The 23927-nt window shown below is 53.6% G+C and carries 18 protein-coding genes and 1 tRNA gene; 16 read left to right on the top strand and 3 right to left on the bottom strand.

Annotated features, from left to right (window positions below):
• Positions 1-4: 4 nt before the first annotated feature.
• Positions 5-856, top strand: a complete 852-nt coding sequence (gene panC, locus B2952_RS07490) for a pantoate--beta-alanine ligase (protein WP_173382000.1) — start codon at positions 5-7, stop codon at positions 854-856.
• Between the two features lie 71 nt (positions 857-927).
• Here panC and B2952_RS07485 read toward each other — a convergent pair whose 3' ends face one another.
• A complete protein-coding gene (locus B2952_RS07485; RefSeq protein WP_290734552.1) occupies positions 928-3987 on the bottom strand; it encodes a CHASE2 domain-containing protein in 3060 nt (1019 codons plus the stop codon).
• Between the two features lie 206 nt (positions 3988-4193).
• On the opposite strand from B2952_RS07485, the gene B2952_RS07480 reads away from it, so the two are divergent.
• The 12 genes from B2952_RS07480 to B2952_RS07425 all read left to right on the top strand — a co-directional run bounded on the left by B2952_RS07480 (position 4194) and on the right by B2952_RS07425 (position 18046).
• A complete protein-coding gene (locus tag B2952_RS07480; protein WP_290734554.1) occupies positions 4194-7016 on the top strand; it encodes a DNA translocase FtsK in 2823 nt (940 codons plus the stop codon).
• Between the two features lie 34 nt (positions 7017-7050).
• Positions 7051-7935, top strand: a complete 885-nt coding sequence (gene ispE / locus B2952_RS07475) for a 4-(cytidine 5'-diphospho)-2-C-methyl-D-erythritol kinase (protein ID WP_290734556.1) — start codon at positions 7051-7053, stop codon at positions 7933-7935.
• A gap of 83 nt (positions 7936-8018) precedes the next feature.
• A tRNA-Gln gene (locus tag B2952_RS07470) sits at positions 8019-8090 on the top strand.
• 36 nt (positions 8091-8126) lie between these two features.
• Positions 8127-8762: a 50S ribosomal protein L25 gene (locus tag B2952_RS07465; protein ID WP_290730212.1), complete on the top strand. Its 636-nt coding sequence runs from the start codon at positions 8127-8129 to the stop codon at positions 8760-8762.
• 145 nt (positions 8763-8907) lie between these two features.
• A complete protein-coding gene (locus B2952_RS07460; RefSeq protein WP_290781555.1) occupies positions 8908-10455 on the top strand; it encodes a PEGA domain-containing protein in 1548 nt (515 codons plus the stop codon).
• The gene (locus tag B2952_RS07455) at positions 10455-12275 is read left to right on the top strand and encodes a fibrobacter succinogenes major paralogous domain-containing protein (protein WP_290734560.1); all 1821 of its coding nucleotides are present in this window, start codon (positions 10455-10457) and stop codon (positions 12273-12275) included. The genes B2952_RS07460 and B2952_RS07455 overlap by 1 nt, the downstream gene beginning before the upstream one ends.
• A gap of 2 nt (positions 12276-12277) precedes the next feature.
• A complete protein-coding gene (locus B2952_RS07450; protein WP_290734562.1) occupies positions 12278-12934 on the top strand; it encodes a fibrobacter succinogenes major paralogous domain-containing protein in 657 nt (218 codons plus the stop codon).
• A gap of 12 nt (positions 12935-12946) precedes the next feature.
• On the top strand, positions 12947-14518 hold the full coding sequence (locus B2952_RS07445; RefSeq protein ID WP_290734564.1) for a fibro-slime domain-containing protein: 1572 nt from the start codon (positions 12947-12949) through the stop codon (positions 14516-14518).
• A gap of 37 nt (positions 14519-14555) precedes the next feature.
• Positions 14556-15110 carry an aminoacyl-tRNA hydrolase gene (gene pth, locus B2952_RS07440; protein WP_290734566.1) on the top strand — a complete coding sequence of 185 codons (555 nt, stop codon included), beginning with the start codon at positions 14556-14558 and terminating at the stop codon, positions 15108-15110.
• A gap of 36 nt (positions 15111-15146) precedes the next feature.
• Complete coding sequence (guaB, locus tag B2952_RS07435) at positions 15147-16604, top strand: IMP dehydrogenase (protein WP_290734568.1); 1458 nt, start codon at positions 15147-15149, stop codon at positions 16602-16604.
• Positions 16605-16713: 109 nt separating this feature from the next.
• Entirely contained in the window at positions 16714-17382 is a 669-nt protein-coding gene (locus tag B2952_RS07430) for a hypothetical protein (protein ID WP_290730229.1), read from the top strand.
• Between the two features lie 19 nt (positions 17383-17401).
• Positions 17402-18046, top strand: a complete 645-nt coding sequence (locus tag B2952_RS07425; RefSeq protein WP_290734570.1) for a hypothetical protein — start codon at positions 17402-17404, stop codon at positions 18044-18046.
• A 21-nt stretch (positions 18047-18067) separates the two neighbouring features.
• On the opposite strand, the gene B2952_RS07420 is transcribed toward B2952_RS07425, so the two are convergent.
• A complete protein-coding gene (locus B2952_RS07420) occupies positions 18068-18298 on the bottom strand; it encodes a hypothetical protein (protein WP_290734572.1) in 231 nt (76 codons plus the stop codon).
• A gap of 139 nt (positions 18299-18437) precedes the next feature.
• Here B2952_RS07420 and B2952_RS07415 point away from each other — a divergent pair, with 139 nt between their 5' ends.
• Together B2952_RS07415 and B2952_RS07410 are read left to right on the top strand one after the other, a co-directional pair.
• A complete protein-coding gene (locus tag B2952_RS07415; protein ID WP_290734574.1) occupies positions 18438-20774 on the top strand; it encodes a hypothetical protein in 2337 nt (778 codons plus the stop codon).
• A gap of 17 nt (positions 20775-20791) precedes the next feature.
• The gene (locus tag B2952_RS07410; protein ID WP_173366958.1) at positions 20792-21577 is read left to right on the top strand and encodes an inositol monophosphatase family protein; all 786 of its coding nucleotides are present in this window, start codon (positions 20792-20794) and stop codon (positions 21575-21577) included.
• A 26-nt stretch (positions 21578-21603) separates the two neighbouring features.
• On the opposite strand, the gene B2952_RS07405 is transcribed toward B2952_RS07410, so the two are convergent.
• Positions 21604-23148, bottom strand: coding sequence for an acyl-CoA carboxylase subunit beta (locus tag B2952_RS07405; RefSeq protein WP_072810937.1), 1545 nt, complete (start codon positions 23146-23148; stop codon positions 21604-21606).
• Between the two features lie 398 nt (positions 23149-23546).
• Here B2952_RS07405 and B2952_RS07400 point away from each other — a divergent pair.
• The coding region (locus B2952_RS07400) for a Glu/Leu/Phe/Val dehydrogenase dimerization domain-containing protein (RefSeq protein WP_290781553.1) at positions 23547-23927 on the top strand (381 nt) is incomplete at its 3' end.

Here is a 23927-nt window from a genome sequence, read left to right as displayed (position 1 = left end):
TTATATGCAAATCATTGATTCAATCGAAACACTTCGCAACACCCTCAAGCCGTTCGCGGCATCCGGCAAGACCATCGGTCTTGTTCCGACGATGGGGGCTCTCCATGAAGGCCATGGGGCGCTTATCAAGGCGTCGGTAAAGGATTGCGATATAACGGTTGTCAGTGTTTTCTTGAATCCGATTCAGTTTGGCAAGAACGAGGATTTGGACAAGTATCCCAAGCGTCTCGAAGCGGATGCGAAATTGGCTGAATCACTGGGTGCCGACTTTGTTTTTGCTCCCAGCGTCTCTGAGATGTATCCGGCCGGCGATCCGCTGACGATGGTGCGCGACGAGACTCTCGAGAGCCTCTACTGCGGAGCCTACCGTCCGGGCCATTTCCGTGGCGTGCTGACGGTCGTCTCGAAGCTGTTCCTCATCACGAAGGCGAACCGCGCCTACTTTGGCGAAAAGGACTACCAGCAGGTGTTCCTCATCGAACGCATGGTGAAGGACTTGAACTTTGACATCGAAATCAAGCGCGTCCCCATTGTCCGTGAAAAGTCGGGCCTTGCGCTTTCGAGCCGCAACGAGTACCTTTCCGAAGAAGAACGCACCCAGGCGCTCGGAATCTCGAAGGGTCTCGCTGATGCGAAGGCCGCGTTTGTCGCGGGCGAGAAGGGTGTCGCTAAACTCCGCGATATCGTGGTGAAGTCGATTCTCTTGAACCGCGGCCAGGTCCAGTTCGTCGAGGTCGTGAACCAGAAAGACCTCCAGAAGTTCTCGGGTGTCCTCAAGGCGTCGGACAAGGCGGTCATTCTCGTTGCCGCGTTCTTCGGCAAGACGCGCCTCATCGACAACATCGAGCTCAACTAGCGTGTTCCATCGGATATGAAAAGAGCGCCGGCAATTTGCCGGCGCTTCTTGTATTCGGGGCCTTGAACCGATTATTTTTCGGTGGCCGTGAACACTCCGTCCCAGGTTTCGCCGGCAGCGACAGGCGGGTTGACCTTGTAGCTTTCGCAACGTTTGATGTAGATGTGCGAAGGTGTCGTCTTGCTGCCGGGGTCGCGGTCGGGATGGTGGGGCTCGTAGTCGAGGCACTGCGTGAACAGTTCGATGGCCTTGTCCCACTCCATGGCGAGGTAGGCTGCGCGGGCCTGTTCCCAGATTTCGACGAGCTTGAGGAGGTTCGCTTCGTTCTCGCATCCGGTGCGCTCGAGAAGTTCGAAGGTACGGACCGGCTGGCTCTTGCCCACCACGCGGATGGTGTCGAGAGAACGGTAGATGAAACGGCCTTCGTCGAGGTGCTTTTGGGTGTCCTCGCTAATTTGGATGTAGGCCCCGTATTGCTTCGCGGCACTTTCGAGACGAGCTGCGAGGTTCACGGCATCGCCCATCATGGTGTAGTTCTTGCGGGTTTCGGATCCCATGTTTCCGGTAACGATGTCGCCGGAGTTGATGCCGATTCTCATGTGCATGTCGTGGACCACCTTGGGCCATTTCTGGTTCTTGTGCTCATCGGTTTCCACGGCCCACTTCTTGCGGAGTTTCATGAGTTCGCTCTGCATGCCGACAGCCGTGTCGCAGGCGTTCTGCGCATGGTTGGGCAGGGGCATCGGCGCTCCGAAGAACGCGATGATGGCGTCGCCTTCGTATTTATCCAGCGTGCCCTTGTTGTGGAGCAACGTGTCGGTCATCTTGGTCAGGTATTCGTTCAGCAGGTCGACAAGCTTACTCGGGTCACCAATTTTTTCGGAGAAGGTGGAGAAACTTGCGATATCGGTAAAGTAGGCCGTGATATTGAGCTTTTCACCGCCGAGCTTGGGCATAACTTCGTTGTTCACCATCTCGTCAATCAGTTCGGGGGAGATATACTGCTTGAACGCGTCGTTCAGGAACTTCTTTTCTTTGTTTTCGAAATAGAACTGGACAACCTGTGCAGCGACGTTCGTGAGCAGCATGGCGAGGAGCTGCTTAGAGACGCCCAGGTAGATGCCGCCCTGGAAATAGCGGAACGCGATGAACGCGTAGGCTCCCATCATCAAAAGCGATATGCCGATGGAAATGTAGCTGCGGACGAACAGGCCGAGCAGCATGCACACGATGGCGAGCAGGATGACGATAATCTGCTGGTAGTGCTCCGCGAGGTTTACGATGTAGTTGTCGTTCAGGATGTTCTGGATAATGGTTGCGTGGATAAGCACGGCGGGGTTGTTTTCTTCGTGCGGACCTGGCACAAAGTCGAACAGTGCCGGGGCGGCGGACCCGAGGATAAAGACCTTGCCCATGTAGAGACCGGGGTCCTGGCGGTTGTTGGTGACATCGTAGTAGGCGACATGCTGGAACGGACGCATTTCGGGGTCGGTGTTGTAGCGGCCGATGTAGTTGACGAGGAATCGGCCGTAGTTGTCGATGGGGACGCGTTTGCGGTTGCCGAAGCGGAATTCTTCACCGGGCTTTAGGCTGTCGACCTTGTTGTTGGGTGTTCGGGCGATATCCTGGAGCACCTTGTCGCTCAGGATGTCGAGATTCGATTTCCATGTTTTGGCTTCTGCATCGTAGCGGAGGTCAACATCGATGGAAAGGTGGATAGTGCGGTTCTCGGGAATCTTTTCGAGAGAATCCTTGAAATAGCGAATCGTGTTCAGGATGTAGGGGGTGATAATGAATTCGTCGTCATTGTTGGAATCTTCCACGAGGAAGTGGTCGGGGGCGTCCTCCTCGGTATCGCGCTTCATCACGACGCCTTCGAAAATTTCTTTTTCTTCGTCGGCTCCGATTGCGTTCATTTCGTCCCCGTCAATCGTATCGGCGATTTTGAGAAGCGTGCTAGAGAGGTCTTCGTCAAGGGATTGGCCTTCGAAGAGCATGAACAGGGGTTTCCCGTTTTCGCTCTTGCGCACGGCGACCTTCGTCGTGATGTCGACGAGTTCGTTTGTCGCGCGTTTGATGGCATCCGGGCTCTTGAGGAAATTGCGCAGCTGGAGGAACATGGGGTAGCTGAACTGCGGGTAGGTGACGTGGAACTTGTCTGTGGAGTCCTTGTAGACGCCGAATGGCTTGCCGAGGTCGATGTATTTGCCCATCTTGATGACCACGTTCTCGGGCTTCTGGTGGAAAAGGTGCAGCGTCGTCATGAGCGACATCGTGGAATAGATGCGGCTGGGGACGTCGGGGTAGACGTAGGGGTTCGGGAATCGGTAGAGCATCGAAACGTGGCGCACGACGCCGTCATCGTCGGGGTAGGCGTTCACGGAACCCATCTGCGCGCCTGCGTGTGCGAGTTCGGGGTAGATGTTGTCGAGCAGGGTCTTCGTCTCGACATATTCTACGGAATCGACCTGCGATTCTGCGAACGTGGAACCGAACCCGAGTTCTTCGGCGCGTTCGTATTTCGCCAGTTTTTCCCACATGGTCTTGTGCTTGAACGAGGTCGTTTCGTCCATCATGAAGCAGACGATGGCATTCCCGCTCTCCTTGATGTTTTTCACCATGAGCGAGTCGAAGTTGTAGTGCGAGCGGATGCTCGTGAAAAGCGTATCCCAGGGCTTGGTGGAGTCCACCGTATTGAGGATGCTGATGGCCTGGTTCGCCTTTTTCTCGCCGAAGTCCGCGTCCTTGAACAGAATATCGAAGCCGATCGCCGATGCGCCGCCGTCACTCAGGTTCTTGATGACGTTTGCATGGATGGAACGGTCCCACTCGTTGTAGTTGCCGAGCTTGGTAAGGGAAGGCTCGTCTATATCCACGATCATGATGTTCGGGTCGAAGCTCTTGCTCACGGCGACCTTGCCGTCCTTTTCAAGCTTTTCGAATGTCTTGCCGGTCTTCATCTTGAAGAACTGGTCGTAGAAGAAATTCTCGAGGTCTTCGGCGGTAGAGCGCATCACCTCGACATACGGATCCTGCGCGTTACCAAGGAAAAGAATGAGGAAAATGATGACTGCAGTAATAACGGAACCGACGCCGATTTTCTTCAGTTTTTTCAATAATTTCTTGTTCATGCTGTCAATAATAATAAAAGAATATAAACTATATTTCGTAAGTAAACTCGAAGGAGCGTATTTTGGCTGAACGGAAAAAGACTTCTAGTAAAAAAACAAAAACAAAGTCGGCTGTGAAGGGAACCGAACCTGGGGATTTGCCATTCGGAGTTATTTTGTGCGGATGGATTCTGGTCGGTGTAGGCCTGGTGCTTTTGTTAGGTTGTGTGAGTTCTGTCTATAGCGGCACCGAAGGCAACTGGCTTGGCCCTTATTTCGGCAAGCTGATTCCCGAAACGTTCTGCTTTATCTTCGGCAAACTTCCTGTTGTTGCATTTACGTTTGCTCTTGTGCTTTGGGGCCTTTGCCTTGCGCTCCGTCCGGTACGGATGCGGGGGATAGGGCTTGCTGTCGGCATGAGCCTTCTTACGATTGATCTTGCTTGTCTCCTTGCGCTCAAGAATTATGGAGAATCGCAGCTGGGCCGCGACGTGTTGATGATGAACGGCGGCATCGTGGGCCAGTTTTTCTGCAAGAACATTGCGGAACCCGTTTTCGGCAATGTGTCTGCACTGGCTCCGTTCCTGTTGCTTCTTGCGGGGCTGGTTCTGATTCTTGTCATCTCGTTCGGGTTGCGACCGAGGCATTTTGCTTTTGTCGTAAGCGGATTCCGTTGGCTTGTAGGGCTCTTCATGAAGCGCGGAAAAGATGACGAAACCGCCGAGGAAGATGATACCGAAAGTGGCGTGGTGAGCGAGAATATCGGGCTTTCGAAGCGCAAGGGCATCACGTTCCTCGACGACGACACGATTTTCAAGGAACCGGACGGTTTCAAGCTCAAGCATAAAGGTAAGCTCAAACCCTTTAGTGCTCGCAAGAACTGGATGGAAACTCCAGTGTTGGCCCGCGGAAACGGCGAAGAACTGGACGAGTCGACTGTCGCTCCGACGATTGCGCCGACGATGCCCGCCGCTCCGGTGGCTGCGGACCAGGCGATTGAACCCGATTTTACGGGCGAAGATCCTGAAATCTTGCGCCTGGAACAGCAACTGCGTGACAACTACCGCAACATGAGTGCGCTCGAAATCAAGGAAATCAGGGACAAGATTGCCGAAATCCGCCGTGCCCGCGAAATGCTCAACTGGGAACGCGCCCACCAGAACAAGATTGTGGTGAAAGGTGCTGTTCGTGGGACTCAGCCCGATGCTTTGCCGGCCGAAACGCGCGATGATGCCACCGTGGTCGCAGAAAATGAATCTGAAAGGACCGTGGTCGCTGGACAGAAACAACCGGATGTGGCTCCGAGGATCGCCGCATTCCCCGGAACAGAAAAAGATGATGAGCCGACGCTGGCTGCGGGTGGCGACGTTTCTTCTGAAGAAGAGACCTTTATGCCCGAGATTGTCACGAGCGACGAGGCGGAACGCGACCCGACAATGGAACAGGATCCGACATACGAGGCTCCGAACCAGATTGGAACATCTTCTTCGGGCACCTCGTTTACGGGTGGTGCCGCTAACGGGATACCACAGCCCGACCCGACGGTGCATTACGACCCGTACCGCATTCCGACGGTGGATGAAATTCTGGACAAGCACGATCCGCAGCCTGCGGACTACACCGAAGAGGAACTCAATGCGATTGGCCGCATGCTCGAGGAAAAGCTCGAGAACTTCAAGGTGAAGGGGAAGGTGGTCGGTTGCGAGACTGGCCCCGTGATTACGCGCTTCGAGGTGGAACCGGGCCCGGGCGTGAAGGTAAGCCAGTTCAGCGCGCTGCAAGATGACCTCGCGATGGCCCTGAAGGCGGTCTCTATCCGCATCCTCGCGCCGATTCCTGGAAAGGGCGCCGTGGGCATTGAAATCCCGAACCGCAAGATGCAGACCATCTTCGGGCGCGACATCTTCGAGAGCGATGCGTTCAAGCCCTCGCCGGACAAGATTATCATGGCCCTCGGTAAGGATATTTCCGGCGAGCCGTTTGCGATGGATTTGGCGAAGGCCCCGCACCTGATGATTGCGGGCCAGACCGGTTCCGGTAAATCCGTGTGCATTAACGCCCTCATGGCGAGCATGCTTTTGAGCAAGACTCCCGACGAGTTGCGTATGATTCTCGTGGACCCGAAGGCGGTGGAACTCAAGATGTACGAGAACATTCCGCACCTGCTCGCTCCCGTGATTACCAAGCCCGAAGTCGCCATCCAGGCGCTCCAGTGGCTCTGTTACGAGATGGACCGCCGTACCGAAGTGCTTGCGAAGGCGAAGGTGCGTAACCTCAACGGCTTTAACGAGAAATTCGATGCAGGCCTGCTCCCCGAAGACGTGCCCGATACGGACCGCGGCCACCGCATGGCGTTTATCGTCGTGATTATCGACGAAATGGCAGACCTCATGATGGTCGCCGGGAAGGAAATCGAGAAGAACGTGAGCCGCCTTGCCGCAAAGGCGCGCGCCGTGGGTATCCACTTGGTGCTTGCAACCCAGCGCCCGTCGGTGAAGGTGATAACCGGTAACATCAAGGCGAACCTGCCGACGCGTATCAGTTTCAAGGTGGCCTCCCAGGTGGACGCGCGTACCGTGATGGACCACGCCGGTGCCGAGAAGTTGCTTGGCCGCGGTGACATGCTGTTCAAGGCGGTGAATGCACCCGACCCGGTGCGCGTACACGGCGCATTCCTGAGTGACGAGGAAGCGGAAAAACTTGCCGACGCCTGTAGCAACCAGAACGTCTGTTACCCGCAGCTCGAGACCTTCGAGGTCGAGGAAGCGGGCGGGGAAGGCGATGACGACGATGGCAATGCCGCGATGAACGAGAAGAAGGACAAACTCCTGTTCGAGGTCGCCAAGTGGGCCATCGAATGCGGGAACGGTCTTTCTACCTCTGCCGTGCAGCGCCATTTTAGTGTGGGTTACAGCCGTGCGGGCAAGATTGTGGACCAGCTTTACGGTATGGGCCTGTGCGCCCGCAGTACAGGCAACTCCAAGCCCCGCGCGATGCTCATCGGCATGGACGAACTCATGCAACTCGAACGCTCCGGCGCTTTTAGATAATGTGAAGTGTGTAGTGTGAAGTGAGAAGTTTGAAATGACTATGAAAGAATTTGCTCCCGCTAAAATCAATCTTTTTCTCGATGTCATCCGCAAGCGTGAGGACGGCTATCACGACCTGGGAACGGTTTTCCAGACGGTAGATGTCGGCGATACGCTTGAATTCAGCGCCCGCGACGACGGAGAAATCCACCTGGAGTACAGCAACCCGCAGGAATACCCCGTGGAATCGGACCTCGTGTACAAGGCTGCGGTCGCATTGCGTTCGCATGTGGGCAACAACGACCTGGGTGCGGATATCTTTTTGGACAAGATAATGCCGCTCGGTGCAGGCCTTGGCGGTGGTTCCGCCGATGCAGCAGCGGCGCTCCGCGCGCTGAACCGCCTCTGGGAGTTGCGGTTGCCGCCTGCGGAACTGGAACGCATCGGGGCAAAGCTCGGGGCCGACGTTCCCTTCCTGGTCAGAGGCGGCACGGCTTTCGCCGAGGGCATCGGCGATCGTTTATCATTTATCTCCCCGCTCGACCTGCCTGCGGGCGAGGTCCTGCTCATCGCGACCCCGCACGACGCTGTCCCCACCAAGGATGCCTATGCGGGAGTACCCAAGTCCGGGCCTGACCGCTGGGAAGGCTACAAGCTCGCATGGGAAACTGCCTCCGATGCGGAACGTTCCTTTGGCGGGCCGCTGCTCGATTCGGGCGCATTCTTCAACGCTTTCGAGATTTCCGTTTTCCCGAAGCACCCGCTCGTTGCCGCGATGAAGGACAAGTTCTTGGACCTCGGGGCGAGGGTCGCCCTCATGAGCGGCTCCGGCGCATCTGTCTTCGGAATATTTGCCGACAGGCAGCAGGCTGAAGCCGCCGCCGAAACCCTCAGGGCATACTCCCGCTACATCGCCCTCACCAAATTTTGGCACGGTTAGCGTCAAAAATGCCCTTTTTAGGCATGAAAAGCGCATTTCCCCTTTGAAAAAGGGGATTCTTTTTTTATATTTGCGCCCACCATTGGGGTATCGTCAAGTGGTAAGACAACGGATTTTGATTCCGTTATTCGTTGGTTCGAATCCAGCTACCCCAATGAATCTTTTAACAATAAACCAAATTGGAGTCTACAATGGAACTCACAAAACTCGCAGCAACCTCGAGAGTGCTAGGCAAGAGCCGCGACTGCGCCCGTCTCCGCAAGGAAGGCAAGATCCCGGCCGTCTATTATGGTAAGGGTCAGGAGTCTGTGAATATCAGCGTCAGCGCTATCGATGTTCGCAAGGTTCTCGCCCCGGGCAAGCGTTACACCCTTCTCGACCTCGAGATCGACGGCAAGGCCGGCAATCCCGCTGTCATTTACAACTACCAGAAGGATGCCATCACGCAGGCGATCACCCACATCGACTTCATCAAGATCAGCGACGACTCCAAGGTCAAGGTCCGCGTGCCGGTGAAACTTTCCGGTCTTCCGGTCGGTGTCAAGACCCAGGGCGGCCTCTTCTCTCAGGAAACGCGCTACCTGTACCTCGCCGCCAAGCCGGCTTGCATCCCGACCGTCCTCGAAATGGATATTTCCGATTTCGAGACGAACGTGACGTTCTACGCCAAGTCCTTCAAGCTCCCGGAAGGTTGCGAGCTCGCCAGCCTCCCGCGCACGGTGATCTTCTCGATTACCTCGAAGTCCAAGAAGAAGGACGACGCTGCCGCTACGGAAGCTGCTCCGGCCGCTGCCGCTGCTGCTCCGGCTGCCGCCGAAGCCAAGTAATTTTGCCTGGTTTTGCAAAGGGGCCTGCCATTTGTGGCGGGCCCTTTTCGCATGCACGGAGGAAACTTTGAAAAATGTGTCAAAAAGTTCACATTGGGGCCCGCTGGGTATTGCTTTATTGCAAAAAAAAAATTATTTATGCGGTATGAACCGTCTTATCCATATTTTTCTCGTTTTGGCTTTCTTTACGGGAGCCTCTTTTGCTAAGCATGTTGCGGTTTTGGAGACAGTCTCCGATACCAAGGACCTCTTGTCTCCTTCGGAACGTATATATCTCACGAATACACTTCGTGAAGAGGCGGTCAAGGAACTCCCTGCCGAGTTGGAATACACCATCATGACCCGCGAGAACATCCAGGAAATGCTTCCGCCGGGCAAGGCCATTGAGGACTGCGAGGGCAGCTGCCTTGTGGAAACGGGTAAGAATATTTCCGCCGATTACATCTGCCAGGCGCGTGTCGGTAAGGTGGGCTCCAAGTTCTCCATCAGCACCGAAATCTATGAGACGTCCACAAACAAGCTGGTCGCCAGCTTCAACGGACTGGGTGCCGATGTCGAGGCCTTGATCGAAGTGATTATGGCGAAGGCTCCCGAGTTCTTCAGGAAGGTTCGCGGCGGTGCGAAGGGGATTATCCGCACTGGCTTTGACGGGGCCGGCAACCAGTCTTTCGCGATACACGTTTCGACTAATCCTCCCGGTGCAGCCTTGAGTATCGACGGGCGTCCTGTGCCGAAGTGCAATTCGACCCCGTGCCAGGCCCTTGTCGAGTCGGGAAGGCATCGTTTTCTGGCGGTCCTTGATCATTACGAGGATGCGGAAGGATCTTTCGATATAACCGGGAACGGCCAGCAAGTTTCTCTCGACCTCGTGCCACGCTTCGGAACGCTCGTTGTCGAACCGCAGCTCAATGGCGGTGGCACACTCGATGAACTGGAAATGACCCTCGACGGGAACAAGGTGAAGGCTGGAAAAATCGAACTTGATCCGGGCGTTCATTCCGTGGAACTTTCTCACCGCTGCTACAATCCCGCTTCTTTCAAGGTCGGAATCTACAAGGGCAAGGAAGAATCTTTCAGGGAAGCACTTGTGCCGATAGCGAGCGGTATCTCGCTTTCGGCCAGCAAGTCCTCGGGCGAACCCCTCAAGCTCCCGGTGTTCGTCAACGACAACTCGGTTGGCGAGACTCCGTACCTAGGAAGTGTCCCCCTGTGCTCGAAGATTGAGATAGGCGAGGGATCCTCCAGGACTGCCCTCAACCTTACGCTGCTTCCCGGGGAGACCGTCGACTACGAATACGTCGTGCAGGAATCCAGCGGCCGCGGTAGCGTTTCGGGCGGAGCGCCCCTGAGGAAACGTCGTGGCGTCGCCCAGGACAATACGGAAACGAAACCGGAACCCGGGACGAGCATTCCCTCGAACGTGAGTACGAGCTCCTCGTCGTGGACCCTCATGGATCATGCGACATGGCTCCTGCCTGTGTCGGCGGTTATTGCGGGTGTAGGCCTTGCACTGGGCATAGTTTTCGAACTTGATGCGGCAGAGCAATACAAGTATGCCAATTCGCAAAACTATAAAGAAAAAATGGATGCGGCGAAGTCTTCGCAGACCATTCGAAATGTCGGGTGGATAATGACAGGGGTCGGTGGGTTCGGCTTCGTTTTGGCTACAACTTTCATGATTATTGATTTCTGATGAAAAATTTGAGATTCTACATAGTGTTCTTGTTTGTATTGATTGCGCTTCTGTTGTGCGCCTGTACCGACTATGCCCAGAAAATCAAGGACGAATTCGATCCGGATGACGCTAGCATGGCTGCTAATGAGATTAAGGAAATTTCGTACGGATACATGACGGACGATCGTGATGGCCAGGAATATCGGACAGTTAAGATTGCAGGCCAGGAATGGATGGCGCAAAACCTGAATTACTATATCGTGGACACCTATTGCTATGATGACAATTATCAGAATTGTGATACGTATGGCCGTCTTTACAAATGGGATGCCGCTTTGTATGCCTGTCCTGCCGGTTGGCACTTGCCCACAAAAGAGGAAATAGATATACTGATAAAGAATGTGGGTGACAGGTCTACGGCTGCGACAGTGCTCAAGTATACCAAACTATGGGATGATAGGGGTAATGGTACGGATTCCTTTGGCTTTGGAGCATTACCTGGTGGCTTGTTGGGCTATGAAGGATATTTTGATGGAATCGGCCTTACTGCTGGGTTCTGGAGCTCGACCGAGGGGGATAACGATACCCTTGCCGACTACCTGATCATGCGCAGTGATTATGATGAGGTTCGTCTGAATCAAGGGAGCAAGAATTACGGTTATTCCATACGCTGCCTTTATGGAGAAAGCGACCTGTCTTCAAGCAGCTTGGGGCCCAAGTCTTCATCCAGTCAACACCTGTATGGGGAATTCTTTGACGATCGCGATAGCCGGACCTATAAGACTATAGAAATCGGCTCGCAGACATGGATGGCCGAAAATCTCAGATTTGAAATGGATGACGGTTATTGTTATGATGATGATATGAGCTACTGTGAGAAATACGGTCGCCTCTATGTTTGGACTGCAGCACAGGACGCTTGTCCGGATGGCTGGCACCTGCCTTCGCCAGAAGAGTTTGATACTCTGCTTGCGACGGTGGGGAATAATGCGGCCGAGAAACTGATGGCGACGAATAGCTGGATAGACAGTGAGGGAAAAAATTCCTTTGGCTTTTCTGCACTTCCCGGCGGATTTAGGGGGAATTCTGGAAACTACTCCGACGAAGGTTCAATGGCGTTTTTCTGGAGCAACGCCAAGGCTTCAAATGGTACTTCTGGATATAATCTGATAATAGACCGCTTTGGAGATGCTTCAATCCATGGCGAATATGATTCTGCCGATGGAAACAGTGTCCGTTGCATTATGAATGGCGAGGGCTTTAGCTCGTCCAGTAGTGCGGGATCCTCGTCATCGTCTATTGTTTTTTACCCGGATGACGACCTCTTTGACGATCGCGACGGACAAACATATAGAACAGTGACGATCGAATCGCAGACGTGGATGGCGCAGAATCTTAATTTTGTGACGGAAAACAGCCTCTGCTATAATGACGATGAGTCCAGTTGCGATACGTATGGCCGTCTTTACAAATGGCAGGATGCGCAGCTCGCTTGCCCTTATGGATGGCATTTGCCGTCGAAGGATGAATTCGAAACTTTAATTACGGTTGCCGGCGGCTATGAGATAGCGGGGAAGACGCTTAAATCTACTACTGGCTGGTGGGATACCGGGAAAGGAGAAGGCGGAACTGATGATTTTGGATTTACGGTGCTGCCGGCTGGATACATTAACACTAACGAAGCTTTCATCTCTAAGACCGCTGTGACCTTATTTTGGACATCCTCTGTAAATGTGGATCGAGTATATACACTGAGTTTTTCGTATTCCGATGATACCGCTTCTATGTTCCTCAATGACACGAAAGAATCAAAATCTATCCGTTGCATTAGAGACTGATTATGACGAAGTTGATTGACATCCTTGTCCTTTTCTCGTTGATGTGCTTCTGCGCCTGCACCGACTATGCTCAGCAAATCAAGGACGAATTTGAACCGGATGATGCAAGCGGTTCGTCGGCGACTACGGAAGATAATCCTCTGCCCTCGTACGGATATATGACGGACGAACGTGATGGCCGTTGGTATAGTACCGTTAATATAGCAGGTCAGGTATGGATGGCGGAAAATCTCAATTTTGATACAGGAAAGAGCTATTGCTACGATAACGATGACAGGAACTGCGATATAGCAGGAAGATTGTACGAATTTAAAGATGCCTTTGTGGCCGCCTGCCCCGATGGCTGGCATTTGCCTTCTGCTGAAGAGTTTGAAATATTGATTAAGAATACGGGTGGTGATGTTAATGCCGAATCTTTAAAATCGGCGAGTGACTGGGACGGAAATAATTCATCCGGTTTCAATGCTTATCCTGCAGGACAAAAACGATTTGCCGATAATTATACCGATATGGGTTCTTATGCTTATTTTTGGAGCGCGACACAAGATGGTGCCAATGCATATGCATTAATGATTTCCGGTTCGTTGTCCGTTGCATCTGTTGTCATTGAACCCATTAACATGGAACAGGCTTTTTCTGTCCGCTGTGTCAAGGATTAAAGTATTAGTACCATGAAAAAACCTCGCAATTTTGTTCTTTCTGCTTTCGTTCCCCTTGCCATGTCGGCCCTGCTTGTGGCATGCAACGATAACCCGCAGAGGCCGCACGGCAATTACGGCGGCCCCAATGGCCCCGACGAAAACGAGAATCATGGGAGCAATCCCCAGAACGGCGGCACGCCTTCCAGCAGTTCCGAGACCGTCGTAAATACGGCCGAGGCTGGCGGTATCACGTTCGACCTGGTCATCCGCGATTTCCAGGTGACGCATCCGGACTTCGAGAATTTCTCCAGCGAATATGCGAGCAGGGGAGACTATAATTATTGCGAACTCAAGGGTGCTACGTCAGGGCTTTGTGGCGAACTGATTCTCAATGCCGGTTTGCCGGGGTACGATGCTTCCTGGTATGCACTTGAAGCTTATCATATGACCTGTGGCAACGTTAACTCCAAGACGGGAGCCTGGATTGGCCAGGATGGACTGCCGAATGTGCCGAATGTATTCTTGCCGACTTACCTGCAAAGGACGACGGCGACAGATACGCTCAAGTATGGCGAATGTGCCGACAAAGAAGAGTCTGGACGCACTCGTCATGGCTATGTGAAGGTGGCTGACGCGGCGGTTCGTGGCTCCAAGTGTACCGATATCTTGTGGTCTAATCCCGTCTACTACACTCCCGGCATGGTGCAGCCCTACCTTGTGTTCACCCCGGATCCCGAGACGGGCGAAATCGACATGCTCGACGGCGTGAAAATCCAGAAGGCAAACGACCTCTGCGATAACCAGTTCTTCGACGAATGGTATGACGACAATAATTCCTTTGTCAAGCGCACCAATACGGCTCTCGTGATTCCGTCCGATGCGTCCAATGCCTATTCTATCGATTACAACTACAGCAACGGCGGCTATTTCCCTCTGGATGTTGTCGATCCGGTCTCTCTCAGTTTCAAGTCGGTGGCAACGAAGGAGAATGGCGGATGCACGACGGACCAGTGTGAACAGTGGGGGCCGCAGTCGCTTTCCATTACCTGCCCGCCGTACGATTACCAGTATGCGCCCGACCAGAAGGATGCGATGAACGCCAGTACCGATCAACTCTGTGCGGCATGGCTCCTGAATGGCGGTCCTAGGTCTCCGGATGCGGCTATGGCAGCGGCCGGGGCTGCTCCTTATAATGTTGGCTTGCATCACCTCCGTAATTTCGGATTTACGGAAATGGGCTACGTGAAGTTCAAGTACCGCTCGGCAAACCAGGTTCCCAGTCCCGAAGTTTTCGAAATTGCAGGCGATGACGACATCTGGGTTTTTGTGGACGGCGTGCTGGCCATCGACCTCGGCGGAACGCATTCCCCGACGCCCGGCAACATCGACATGTTTGTCCTTGCGCGGAACGGACACGGTTGCCATGCGGGTGAACCCTTGGCTGATTATTCGAACTGTGATGGTGTGACCGATGCGACCGGCTGGGCCGATGACACCTGGCACCATCTCCACTTCTTCCATGCCAAGCGCCAGACGGGCGAATCCAATTTCCTTATCCGGACGAACCTGGGCGAGGTCGCGTCTAGCCGCTACGCCCCGTAACGTTTTTCTCTAGGTTTAACCTTATCGGATCTGAATCATGTACATTATCGTCGGTCTCGGAAATCCTGGTACTCAGTACTCTAATACGCATCACAACGCGGGCTTTATGGCAATCGAAAAGCTTGCCGACCCGAACAAGGACTGGAAGAGCGAACACAAGGCGCTCACCATGAAGGTGACCATAGCGGGCGAGGAATGCCTGCTCGCAAAGCCGCAGACCTACATGAACCTCTCGGGCGAGGCTGTCCAGGCCCTGATGACCTGGTACAAGGTGAAGGTTGACCATCTGCTGGTCTTTAGTGACGACATTAATTTGGACGTAGGCCGCATCCGTTGCCGCAAGGACGGTAGTCACGGTGGTCAGAACGGGCTTAGGAACATCATCGAGCATGTGGGCGACAAGTTCCCGCGTATCCGCTTTGGGGTGGGCAAGTGCCCCTCGAAATTCGACCTCAGCAACTGGGTCTTGGCGAAGTTCTCGCCTGAGGACCGCCCGGTCTTTGAAGAGGCTATCGCGAAAGTTCCGGCTCTCGTGGAATGCTACTTCAAGTTCGGCATCGAAAAGTGCATGGAACGCTATAACGGCAAGTGATTTTTTACTATATTTACTACGCAAAAGAGGTATATTATGAAACTTTTGCCAGAAGCTTTGACGTTTGACGACGTCCTCCTTGTTCCCGCTGAATCTTCTGTCTTGCCGGCCCAGACCGACGTGAGCACACAGCTCGCTCCGAATATCAAGCTGAACATTCCTATCATCAGTGCCGCCATGGATACCGTGACGACGGCTCCCTTGGCTATTTCGCTCGCCCTGCAGGGTGGTCTTGGCATCATCCACAAGAACATGTCTATCGAAGAACAGGCCGAAGAAGTCCGCAAGGTCAAGCGGTGGCAGTCCGGTATCGTTGTGAACCCGGTGACGCTCGATGCCGACCAGCCGGTCTCCGCTGCTTTTGAACTCCGCGCCCGCAACAAGGTGAGCGGCTTCCCGATTCTTTCGAAGGGCAAGCTTGTGGGCATGCTCACGAGCCGCGACCTCCGTACCGTGAGCGACATGAACGTGAAGATCAGTTCCGTGATGACGAAGAACCCGGTGACGGCTAGCCCGAAGGTGAGCCTTGCGAAGGCGAAGGAAATCCTCGCCGAAAAGCGCATCGAGAAGCTTCCGCTGGTGGATGCCTCCGGTGCACTGAAGGGCCTCATCACGATGACTGACATCTTGAAGCGCGAAAACAACCCGAACGCTAGCCTCGACAAGAACGGCCAGTTGCTCGTGGGTGCCGCTGTCAGTACTTCTGCCAACACTCTTGAACGCGTCGCCGCCCTCGTGGACGCCGGCGTCGACCTGCTTATTATCGATACGGCTCACGGCCACCACATCGGTGTGCGCAACATGGTGAAGACCGTCCGCAAAAAATACCCGAAGCTCACGATTTGCGCAGGCAACGTCTGCACTCCGGAAGCGGTTGCGGAACTTGCCAAGTGCGGCGCGAACATCGTGAAGGTCGGTATCGGACCGGGTTCCATCTGCACCACGCGTATTGTTGCCGGTGTCGGTTACCCGCAGTTCTCTGCTGTCGTTGAATGCGGCAAGATGGCCCGCAAGGTCGGCGTGAAGATCATTGCCGACGGTGGTCTCAAGTTCTCGGGCGACATCGTGAAGGCTCTCGCTGCCGGTGGTCACGCCGTGATGGTGGGCTCGCTGTTTGCTGGTACCGAAGAAGCTCCGGGCGAAGTCATCCTCGCCGATGGTCGTAGCTACAAGAGCTACCGCGGCATGGGTTCCCTCGGTGCGATGAAGGCCGGTTCTGCCGACCGCTACTTCCAGGGTGGCGTGCAGGAACCGCGCAAGTTCGTTCCGGAAGGCATCGAAGGCCGCGTGCCCTACAAGGGCCCGCTCCGCGACACCGTTTACCAGCTGATTGGCGGTATCCATTCCGCGATGGGCTACGCAGGTGCTGCAAACCTCGACGAACTCTACAAGAAGGCGACGTTCGTGCGCATTACGGGCGCAGGCCTCCGCGAATCGCACCCGCACGATGTGACCATCACGAAGGAAGCCCCGAACTACCATACTGGCGACTAAGTTAGGACTGAGTTGTATACTCAGTTTATGGCTTTGTAAATAAACGACCCTGTTGTAGACAAACTACGACAGGGTTTTTTATATTTCGCATTTAGAAAGGTGATTTTTTATGAAAACAAAGTTGTTTGTGGTTTTCCTGTTGTTCTTGCTTTGTGTCGGTTGCTCGTCGGAACGCCAGTTCCTGGATGCTGGCTGGACCCAGAAACCCGCGAAGATGAAAATCCTAGTTACGAAACCCACTGTTTCGGATGAAGAAACTTTACCCGACGTGATGGACCCGATTTCGGACTGGTTCAGGGAGAAGGTCGATCATGCCATGCAGTTCAACTCGAACGTTCCGTGCGTGGTGGAAAAAATTTCCAAGAAGAAAATTTCGCATGAACCGCTGAACATGAGCGGTGTCGAAGTCCAGATTCCGAAGGTCGAAGCGATGTCGGACAGTTTCGATATCTACATGATACTGGACAACGTCCAGATGGTCTTTTCGGAGAGCTCGAGGACCGTTGGTGGCTCTCCCGTGGGAGCGGTCATGGTTGTTCCTGCGGGTGGCGCCGCAATGGCCTCCGTTGCCTCCGCGGGAATCACGATCAAGGGTGAATCTACCGAGATTGATGCCGACTATGTCGTTTACGACGTGAAAAGCGGCAAGCGGCTTGCGTACGGACACCTCGAGGAAAGTGTTTTCCACGAGGAAATTGCGATGGAGCAGGGCTGGTACGAAAACGTGCGTCAGCTGATGCTGAAAATCCTGGGCAAGACCCCTGTCACGCGTTTCTAGTTTTTATATTAGGAGTTATATGAATTCAATCAAACTTGTTCTTTTCTCGTTAATTGCAGGCATTATGCTTTCTGCCTGTGGCGCCCCCCGTTATTTCATAGATGAAGACTGGAGAGGTAAACCTCAACCCAAGAGTGTCAAGGTCGTCTTCACGATGCCCAAGGTGGTTGTGCCGGACGATTTGAGTGACGACTTGCCGGAGTATACGTCTAATTTTGCGAAGTGGTTTGGCCCGGAGTTGAAGCAAAATTTGATAACGAGGTCGCAAAACGGAACCCAGTATTCCATGAAACTGATCCAGCCTAACGAGGTAAGCTACAAGAGGCGTGAGTTGGCGGACAAGGATTTCATGGTTCCTTCTTTCGATCATATTCAGGCGGATGCCGACGTCTATCTCGTTGTGACAAATACCTGGATTGGTCGAGAACAAGAGGTCCGTTATGTCACTACTGCAAATGGAATGATGATGGCCACGACCTATTCCTATTTTACAATGAAATGCACTTATGCCTTCTACGATGCAAGAACGAAAAAGAATTTAGGCTATGGCTATGCACGGGGGAGGAACAGCTATATGTTCGCCGTTACACGGAGCGACTGGGAAACGTCACTCCGGTACATGGTTGAGGATTTCGCTAAGGAAGCCCCGCTGTTTGTCCAGTAGCGAGCAAACGGCGCTGGGGCGCTACATTTCCCAGCAGTCCTCGAATTCTTCCTTGAAAATGCCTTCTTCTTTTGCCTTTTGTACCTTGGCGTCAATATAGGCTTTATCTGGATTGCATTCTCTGTTGTCGTCCAGTGTTGTTCTATAGCAATATACCGGCTTCTGGCAAGGCTTGGTGGAACCGCTGTCGCCACAGGCGGTAAGGGCGAGAGCAGTCATGGCGAGTACGGGAATTAAAATTTTCTTCTTCATAGTCTTCCTCTTTAACTGATCACTAATTTATAATTTATTTGCAGAAAAAGTTCGATTAACCCGAAAAAAAAGCCGCTTTTGAAGTATTTTGGCAATGTTTAATGGGCTCGGCATGCGTTAAATTGCTATTTTTCTGCCAATGAGATTGCTGTTCTCGACATTTTTTGCGTTTGCGGCCCTGTTTTTTGCCTTGGTCGCCTGTTCCGACGAAGAGGAAGGGACAGAATTCCTTTTTGACCGCGAAATCATGGAAATGAGCGTCCTTCGTAGCTGTGCCGACGAAGGGGACTCTTCGGCCTGCTACCGTATCCGCTACCATTATCCTATCGAACGTGAACATTATTCGGGCCTTGTCGTCTGGCTCGATACGTTTGTCGTCGACGACACCTCGAAAGCGGTTTCCTCCAAACAGATCGACAAGGCGACGCAATTTATCGAATATCCCAAGGGAACGTCGAGTTACTACGACACGCTCGACTTGACCGACCTTGTGCAGGAATACATCGGGAAATACGACAGCCTGCAGGTGGCTCTTTTCTGCAAGTATTCCGATGATAAGGATCCTGGCTCTGTCCAGCGCGTTTTCCTTCATTTTGGCGATGACCTGCCGCCCTCTCGCGTGACGATATTTGATTCTGTCTGGACGAACGGGGCTCTTTTCGAATGGTTCCGTCCAACGGACCAGGTGGATTTCTACAAGCCGGCCGAGCTGTCCGGCGAAATTGTCGGCTACAATGTGGTTATCTATTCGGCCGACAAGAACGAGGACTTGCGTAACCTTAAGGTGATTCTCACCACGGCTGACGGAGTGGATTCTACGGGTTCCAAGTTCTATAGGCGCCATTCGCGAATCCGCGCGAATACGGATTCTGTCTGGTTCGATTCCGTGTCGCACACGGACAAGGACAAGAATTATCTGCGCCTCTCGATAATCGACGGCAAGGGCTTTGATGCCGATGTCGATTCTCTCAACCGTTTCCGCATGGTCATCAGGGGCCTGCAGTCCAAGTCCGAATACACGATTGGCCTGTCCGCCTGGGATGCCGCAGGCAATTCCTCCGGGACGGAAGGACTTTCTACGGTTGAAACTAACCAGCTCTTTATCACGACGGATTCTGTTGCTCCGGTGATGCCGACTCGCATCTTTATTCTTGAAGATTCCCTTTTCCCCGGAAAGGCGCGCCTCGACAGCAACAACCGGCTCCGCATATTCTGGAGCATGAGCGTCGATCCTTACGAGGTCAAGCACCCAATCAAGTCGGATTCCATCGTCCTCATTCCGGATACGTGTCTTTTTACGCTGTGCTATGATACGGTTCAGACTTATATCATCGAACGTTATAGCGCCCTGGACAAGAACTGGAAGATTTATGACGACACGACGCTTGCCGCAGGGCGGTTCTCCAAGCGCTATGCGCTAGATGGGGATACCATGGTGGCTTCCGCGACGGGAATTTTTGTGACTGATACCATCCGCTGGGTTTCCCCGGGGGATACGATTGTTTTCCGCATCCGTTCCAAGGACAAGTCCGGTTATTATTCCGCCGCGTTGGTCGATACCGTTTATGTCTCTCCGGGCGCGCTCGCGTCTGAACTGGAATGTCCGGAAGGGTTTGTTCCTGTTTCCGTTTCTGATTCGTCGAAGTTCTGCATGGAAAAGTTCGAACACCGGAACGATTCCGGCGAATTCGTTGTCAACGTGCGGCACTCCGAGGCGGTTGCCGCCTGCGAGGCTGTTTCGGCGAGCGGATTCAAGGTGAGTCTTTGCAACGAACGCGACTGGGAGCTTGTCTGCCTCTCGGGTGGTTCGCTTTCGTATGGTGTATTGAACGAACTTTCTGTCGATGCGAGTTCCTTCCTTTTCGGCTACTGCAATGTCGGGACGAACGATTCCATCTCCGCGGCAGACATTTCCAAGCGCAATCCGCGCTGCGTAAACCCCGACGGCATCCGCGACCTGCCCGGGCAATACCAGGAATGGGTCATCGGCAAGTCCGAAGATACATCGGCCGTGGTGAAGGGCTCTAGCTTCAAGATTTACAACGGACTCGACCGTGAGTCGCTCGCCTATTGCACCAACCGTTCTTTCCCGTACTTTACGCGCCCGGCCTATTCGACCGATACGATTTTCCTGTACCGAGAAGGGACCAAGGTTGATACCTTGTTCCAGGCCGATACGTCTCGGACGCCTTACGAGAAGAAACCCTATCTGACAATGAAGGACTTCAAGGATACTTTGCAGTTCTTCGATGTCCAGGATTCGAACGGCAATTCCATCGGTACCGACTATGCGCTCTATTCCGAATACAGGAAGGGCGGCGATGCCTGGCTCGACACGCTTGCGAACGGACTCAAATATGTTCCGTCAGAAATCAAGGTGGTGTTCTTGACGGGCGAGAAGGTTCCTTTCCGCCTGGCGGCGTCTTTCTACAAGTCCACGACGATTGGATTCCGCTGCTGCGCTTATCCAGAATAAATTTTTAATTCTTTAAAATGTCCGAAATAGAAAAGTTTTTGTCTGTCGCCGAATCGCTTGCGAAGCGCGCCGGTGAACTCTGTCTTGAAATCCAACAAAACCTGGGCGATGTGCATTACAAGTCCAAGAAGGACGTGGTGACGCGTGCCGATATCGCAAGCGAAAAGCTGATTGTCGAGGGAATTCGAAGTGTGTTCCCGACGCATTGCATCCGTACCGAAGAGGCTGGCGTTATCGAAGGCGAGGACCCGCGCTACCTGTGGATTATCGACCCGGTCGATGGCACGGTCAATTTCAGTCGCGGCATCCCGCTCTGGGGCATCTCCATCGCGCTCCATTTCGAGGGCAAGCCGCTCGTGGCGGCAATCAACCTCCCGAAACTCGGTGAACTCTATACTGCATCGAAGGGCGGGGGAGCCTTTATGAATGGACGCCCGATCCATGTGAGCCGCGAGGCGGATTCTGTCCATGCCATCGTAAGCAATGGCGATTTCAACGTGGGCGATGTCTCGAAGATTAACGAGCAGAATTCCCGCAACTTCGCACGCGAGGCGGAAGCCTTCGAACGTGTCAAGTGCCTTGGCTCTGCGGTTGTGGAGGGTTGCTTTACAGCCTGCGGTCGCATCGATTGCTTTGTGATGACCATGAGCTACCCGTGGGATATCGCAGCCATCGCGCTGATGGTCGAGGAAGCCGGCGGAATGTCGACCCGCATCGACGGGCAACCGCTCGAATTCGTGGATGCAGAACAGGCCGTCTTTACAAACGGCCTGCTCCACCAGAATCTGGTTGATATATTATAATAATTATTAGAATAGAATAGTTTTGTTTAGAGCGGGATGTTCCCGTGCTTCCTCCAGAGCCTTGCCTTCTTCTTGTTCTTGAGGTAGTCGAAGGCGGTGGCCAGGCGGTCGCGCACGTTCGCGGGCGAAATCACTTCGTCGATGTAGCCGTTCTTTGCGGCGATATACGGGTTGAGGTACTTCGCCTCGTATTCGGCAATGAGCTGCTTGCGCGTTTCCTGCGGGGTGGCGGAGGCGGCGATTTCCTTCCTATGAAGGATGTCGACGGCACCTTCAGCGCCCATCACGGCGAGCTGTGCAATCGGGAGTGCGAACACGTAGTCGGCACCCAGGTTCTTGCTGTTCATGGCGATATAGGCGCCACCGTATGCCTTGCGGAGGATAAGCGTCACCTTCGGCACGGTCGCTTCGGCGTAGGCGTACAGGAGCTTTGCGCCGTGACGGATGATGCCGTTGTGTTCCTGCTTGGTGCCCGGCATGTAGCCCGGAACGTCTTCCAGCGTGAGGATAGGAATGTTGAAGCAGTCGCAGAAGCGCACGAAACGGCTTGCCTTGTCGCTAGCATCCACGTCGAGCGAACCCGCGATGAAGTTCGGCTGGTTCGCGACGATGCCCACGACGTTACCGTCCATACGGGCGAAACCGATGACCACGTTGCGGGCGAAGTCCTTCTGGATTTCAAGGAAGCTTTCCTTGTCGGCGAAAGTCGCGATGACTTCGCGAACATCGTAGCCCTTCTTGAAGTTGTCGGGGACGATTTCCTCGATTTCCTTCGACTTGTCGACGGCCTTGGACTTCTCGGCGACGGGAGGCTTCTCGAGGTTCGACTGCGGCAGGTAGCTGAGCAGGTTGCGCACGGCTTCGAGGGTTTCCTTGTCGTCCTTACATACAAAGTGCGAAACACCGGACTTGGTGGAGTGCACGCCTGCACCGCCGAGGCCTTCGGGGGAGACCGTCTCTGCGGTCACAGCCTTCACGACGCCCGGGCCTGTGATGAACATCTGGCTCGTCTTTTCGGTCATGAAGATAAAGTCGGTAATGGCGGGGGAGTAGCAGGCGCCACCGGCACAGGGTCCGAGGATTACGGAAATCTGCGGGATGATGCCCGAGGCGAGCGTGTTGCGGGTAAAGATGCCGCTGTAGCCGTCGAGGGAATTCACGCCTTCTTCGATGCGGGCGCCACCGCCGTCGTTGATGCACACGAACGGGGACATGGATTCGAGAGCGAGGTCCATCGCCTGGCAAATCTTCTTCGCGTGGGCAGACCCGAGGGAGCCGCCGCTAACGGTAAAGTCCTGCGATGCCACGTAGACGGTCCTGCCGTTCACCTTGCCGTAGCCGGTCACGACGCCGTCGCCAAAAATGCGCTTGGATTCGGGCAAATCGAGGCTCGTAGAAACGCGGAGGGCGCCGATTTCGCGGAACGTGCCCTTGTCAAAGAGAATTTCGAGGCGTTCGCGGGCGGTAAGCTTGCCCTGCGAGTGCTGCTTTTCGACACGTGCGGCTCCGCCGCCCGCAATGGATTTTTCCTTGTATTCGTTGAGTTTCTCGAGATAAGACTTATCCCACATAATAGCTCCTGTAAAAAGGATTTTTACGTTTTTTTGTTTCGCGGGTAAATGTAGAAAAATGTCTCGCTTACAGGAATATTTTTTAAAAATACCCGATAAGAAGCAAAAAAAACGGCATTTTGCGTCATCTGGGGATGCTTTTTTTGTATCTTGATTGTAAAATTTTGTTTTTGTTTGCGTGCGTTATATATTAAACTTACAAAAATGTAGTTTTTTGTCTGCCTGTGCCGCTAAATTTTATGAAAAATCAAACTTTTTAAAACTGACAAAAAACTAACTTACAAAAATGTAAGTTTTTGGAGATTTTTGCCCGTTTTTCACTATTTGTCAAGCCCCTTTGCTATCTTTACAGACGTTAAAAACATTAACAATCAAAACTCTCAACGGAGATATATAAAATGGCAATCAAGAATGCTTACCTTCAGAAAGTCTATGACAAGGTCGTCGCCCGTGATCCGGACCAGGCCCTCTTCCATCAGGCTGTCCGTGAATTCCTCGAATCTCTCGACCCCGTCCTCGAACAGGACAAGTCCTGGGAAACCAACGGCGTGATCGACCGTCTCGTCGAACCGGAACGCGTGATTACCTTCCGCGTGCCTTGGCTCGATGACAAGGGTAACGTTCAGGTGAACCGTGGCTACCGCGTGCAGTTCAACTCCGCCATCGGCCCGTACAAGGGCGGTATCCGTCTCCGTAACGAAGTGACGCTTTCCATGCTGAAGTTCCTCGGCTTCGAACAGATCTTCAAGAATAGCCTCACCACGCTCCCCATGGGCGGC

It is taken from the genome of Fibrobacter sp. UBA7003, assembly GCA_002449765.1.
Classification (GTDB): domain Bacteria; phylum Fibrobacterota; class Fibrobacteria; order Fibrobacterales; family Fibrobacteraceae; genus Fibrobacter.
Note: the sequence above shows the minus strand (reverse complement) of the source record. Positions and strands in the feature narration are given on the sequence as shown.

Bases quoted from the DNA above. Each gene is read 5' to 3' on its own strand.
- B2952_RS07465 (WP_290730212.1), top strand. From the start codon at position 8,127: ATGGAACTCACAAAACTCGCAGCAACCTCGAGAGTGCTAGGCAAGAGC.
- B2952_RS07425 (WP_290734570.1), top strand. From the start codon at position 17,402: ATGAATTCAATCAAACTTGTTCTTTTCTCGTTAATTGCAGGCATTATG.
- B2952_RS07445 (WP_290734564.1), top strand. From the start codon at position 12,947: ATGAAAAAACCTCGCAATTTTGTTCTTTCTGCTTTCGTTCCCCTTGCC.
- B2952_RS07455 (WP_290734560.1), top strand. From the start codon at position 10,455: ATGAAAAATTTGAGATTCTACATAGTGTTCTTGTTTGTATTGATTGCG.
- B2952_RS07415 (WP_290734574.1), top strand. From the start codon at position 18,438: ATGAGATTGCTGTTCTCGACATTTTTTGCGTTTGCGGCCCTGTTTTTT.
- pth (WP_290734566.1), top strand. From the start codon at position 14,556: ATGTACATTATCGTCGGTCTCGGAAATCCTGGTACTCAGTACTCTAAT.
- B2952_RS07410 (WP_173366958.1), top strand. From the start codon at position 20,792: ATGTCCGAAATAGAAAAGTTTTTGTCTGTCGCCGAATCGCTTGCGAAG.
- B2952_RS07485 (WP_290734552.1), bottom strand. From the start codon at position 3,987: ATGAACAAGAAATTATTGAAAAAACTGAAGAAAATCGGCGTCGGTTCC.
- B2952_RS07450 (WP_290734562.1), top strand. From the start codon at position 12,278: ATGACGAAGTTGATTGACATCCTTGTCCTTTTCTCGTTGATGTGCTTC.
- guaB (WP_290734568.1), top strand. From the start codon at position 15,147: ATGAAACTTTTGCCAGAAGCTTTGACGTTTGACGACGTCCTCCTTGTT.
- B2952_RS07430 (WP_290730229.1), top strand. From the start codon at position 16,714: ATGAAAACAAAGTTGTTTGTGGTTTTCCTGTTGTTCTTGCTTTGTGTC.
- B2952_RS07420 (WP_290734572.1), bottom strand. From the start codon at position 18,298: ATGAAGAAGAAAATTTTAATTCCCGTACTCGCCATGACTGCTCTCGCC.
- B2952_RS07405 (WP_072810937.1), bottom strand. From the start codon at position 23,148: ATGTGGGATAAGTCTTATCTCGAGAAACTCAACGAATACAAGGAAAAA.
- B2952_RS07460 (WP_290781555.1), top strand. From the start codon at position 8,908: ATGAACCGTCTTATCCATATTTTTCTCGTTTTGGCTTTCTTTACGGGA.
- panC (WP_173382000.1), top strand. From the start codon at position 5: ATGCAAATCATTGATTCAATCGAAACACTTCGCAACACCCTCAAGCCG.
- ispE (WP_290734556.1), top strand. From the start codon at position 7,051: ATGACTATGAAAGAATTTGCTCCCGCTAAAATCAATCTTTTTCTCGAT.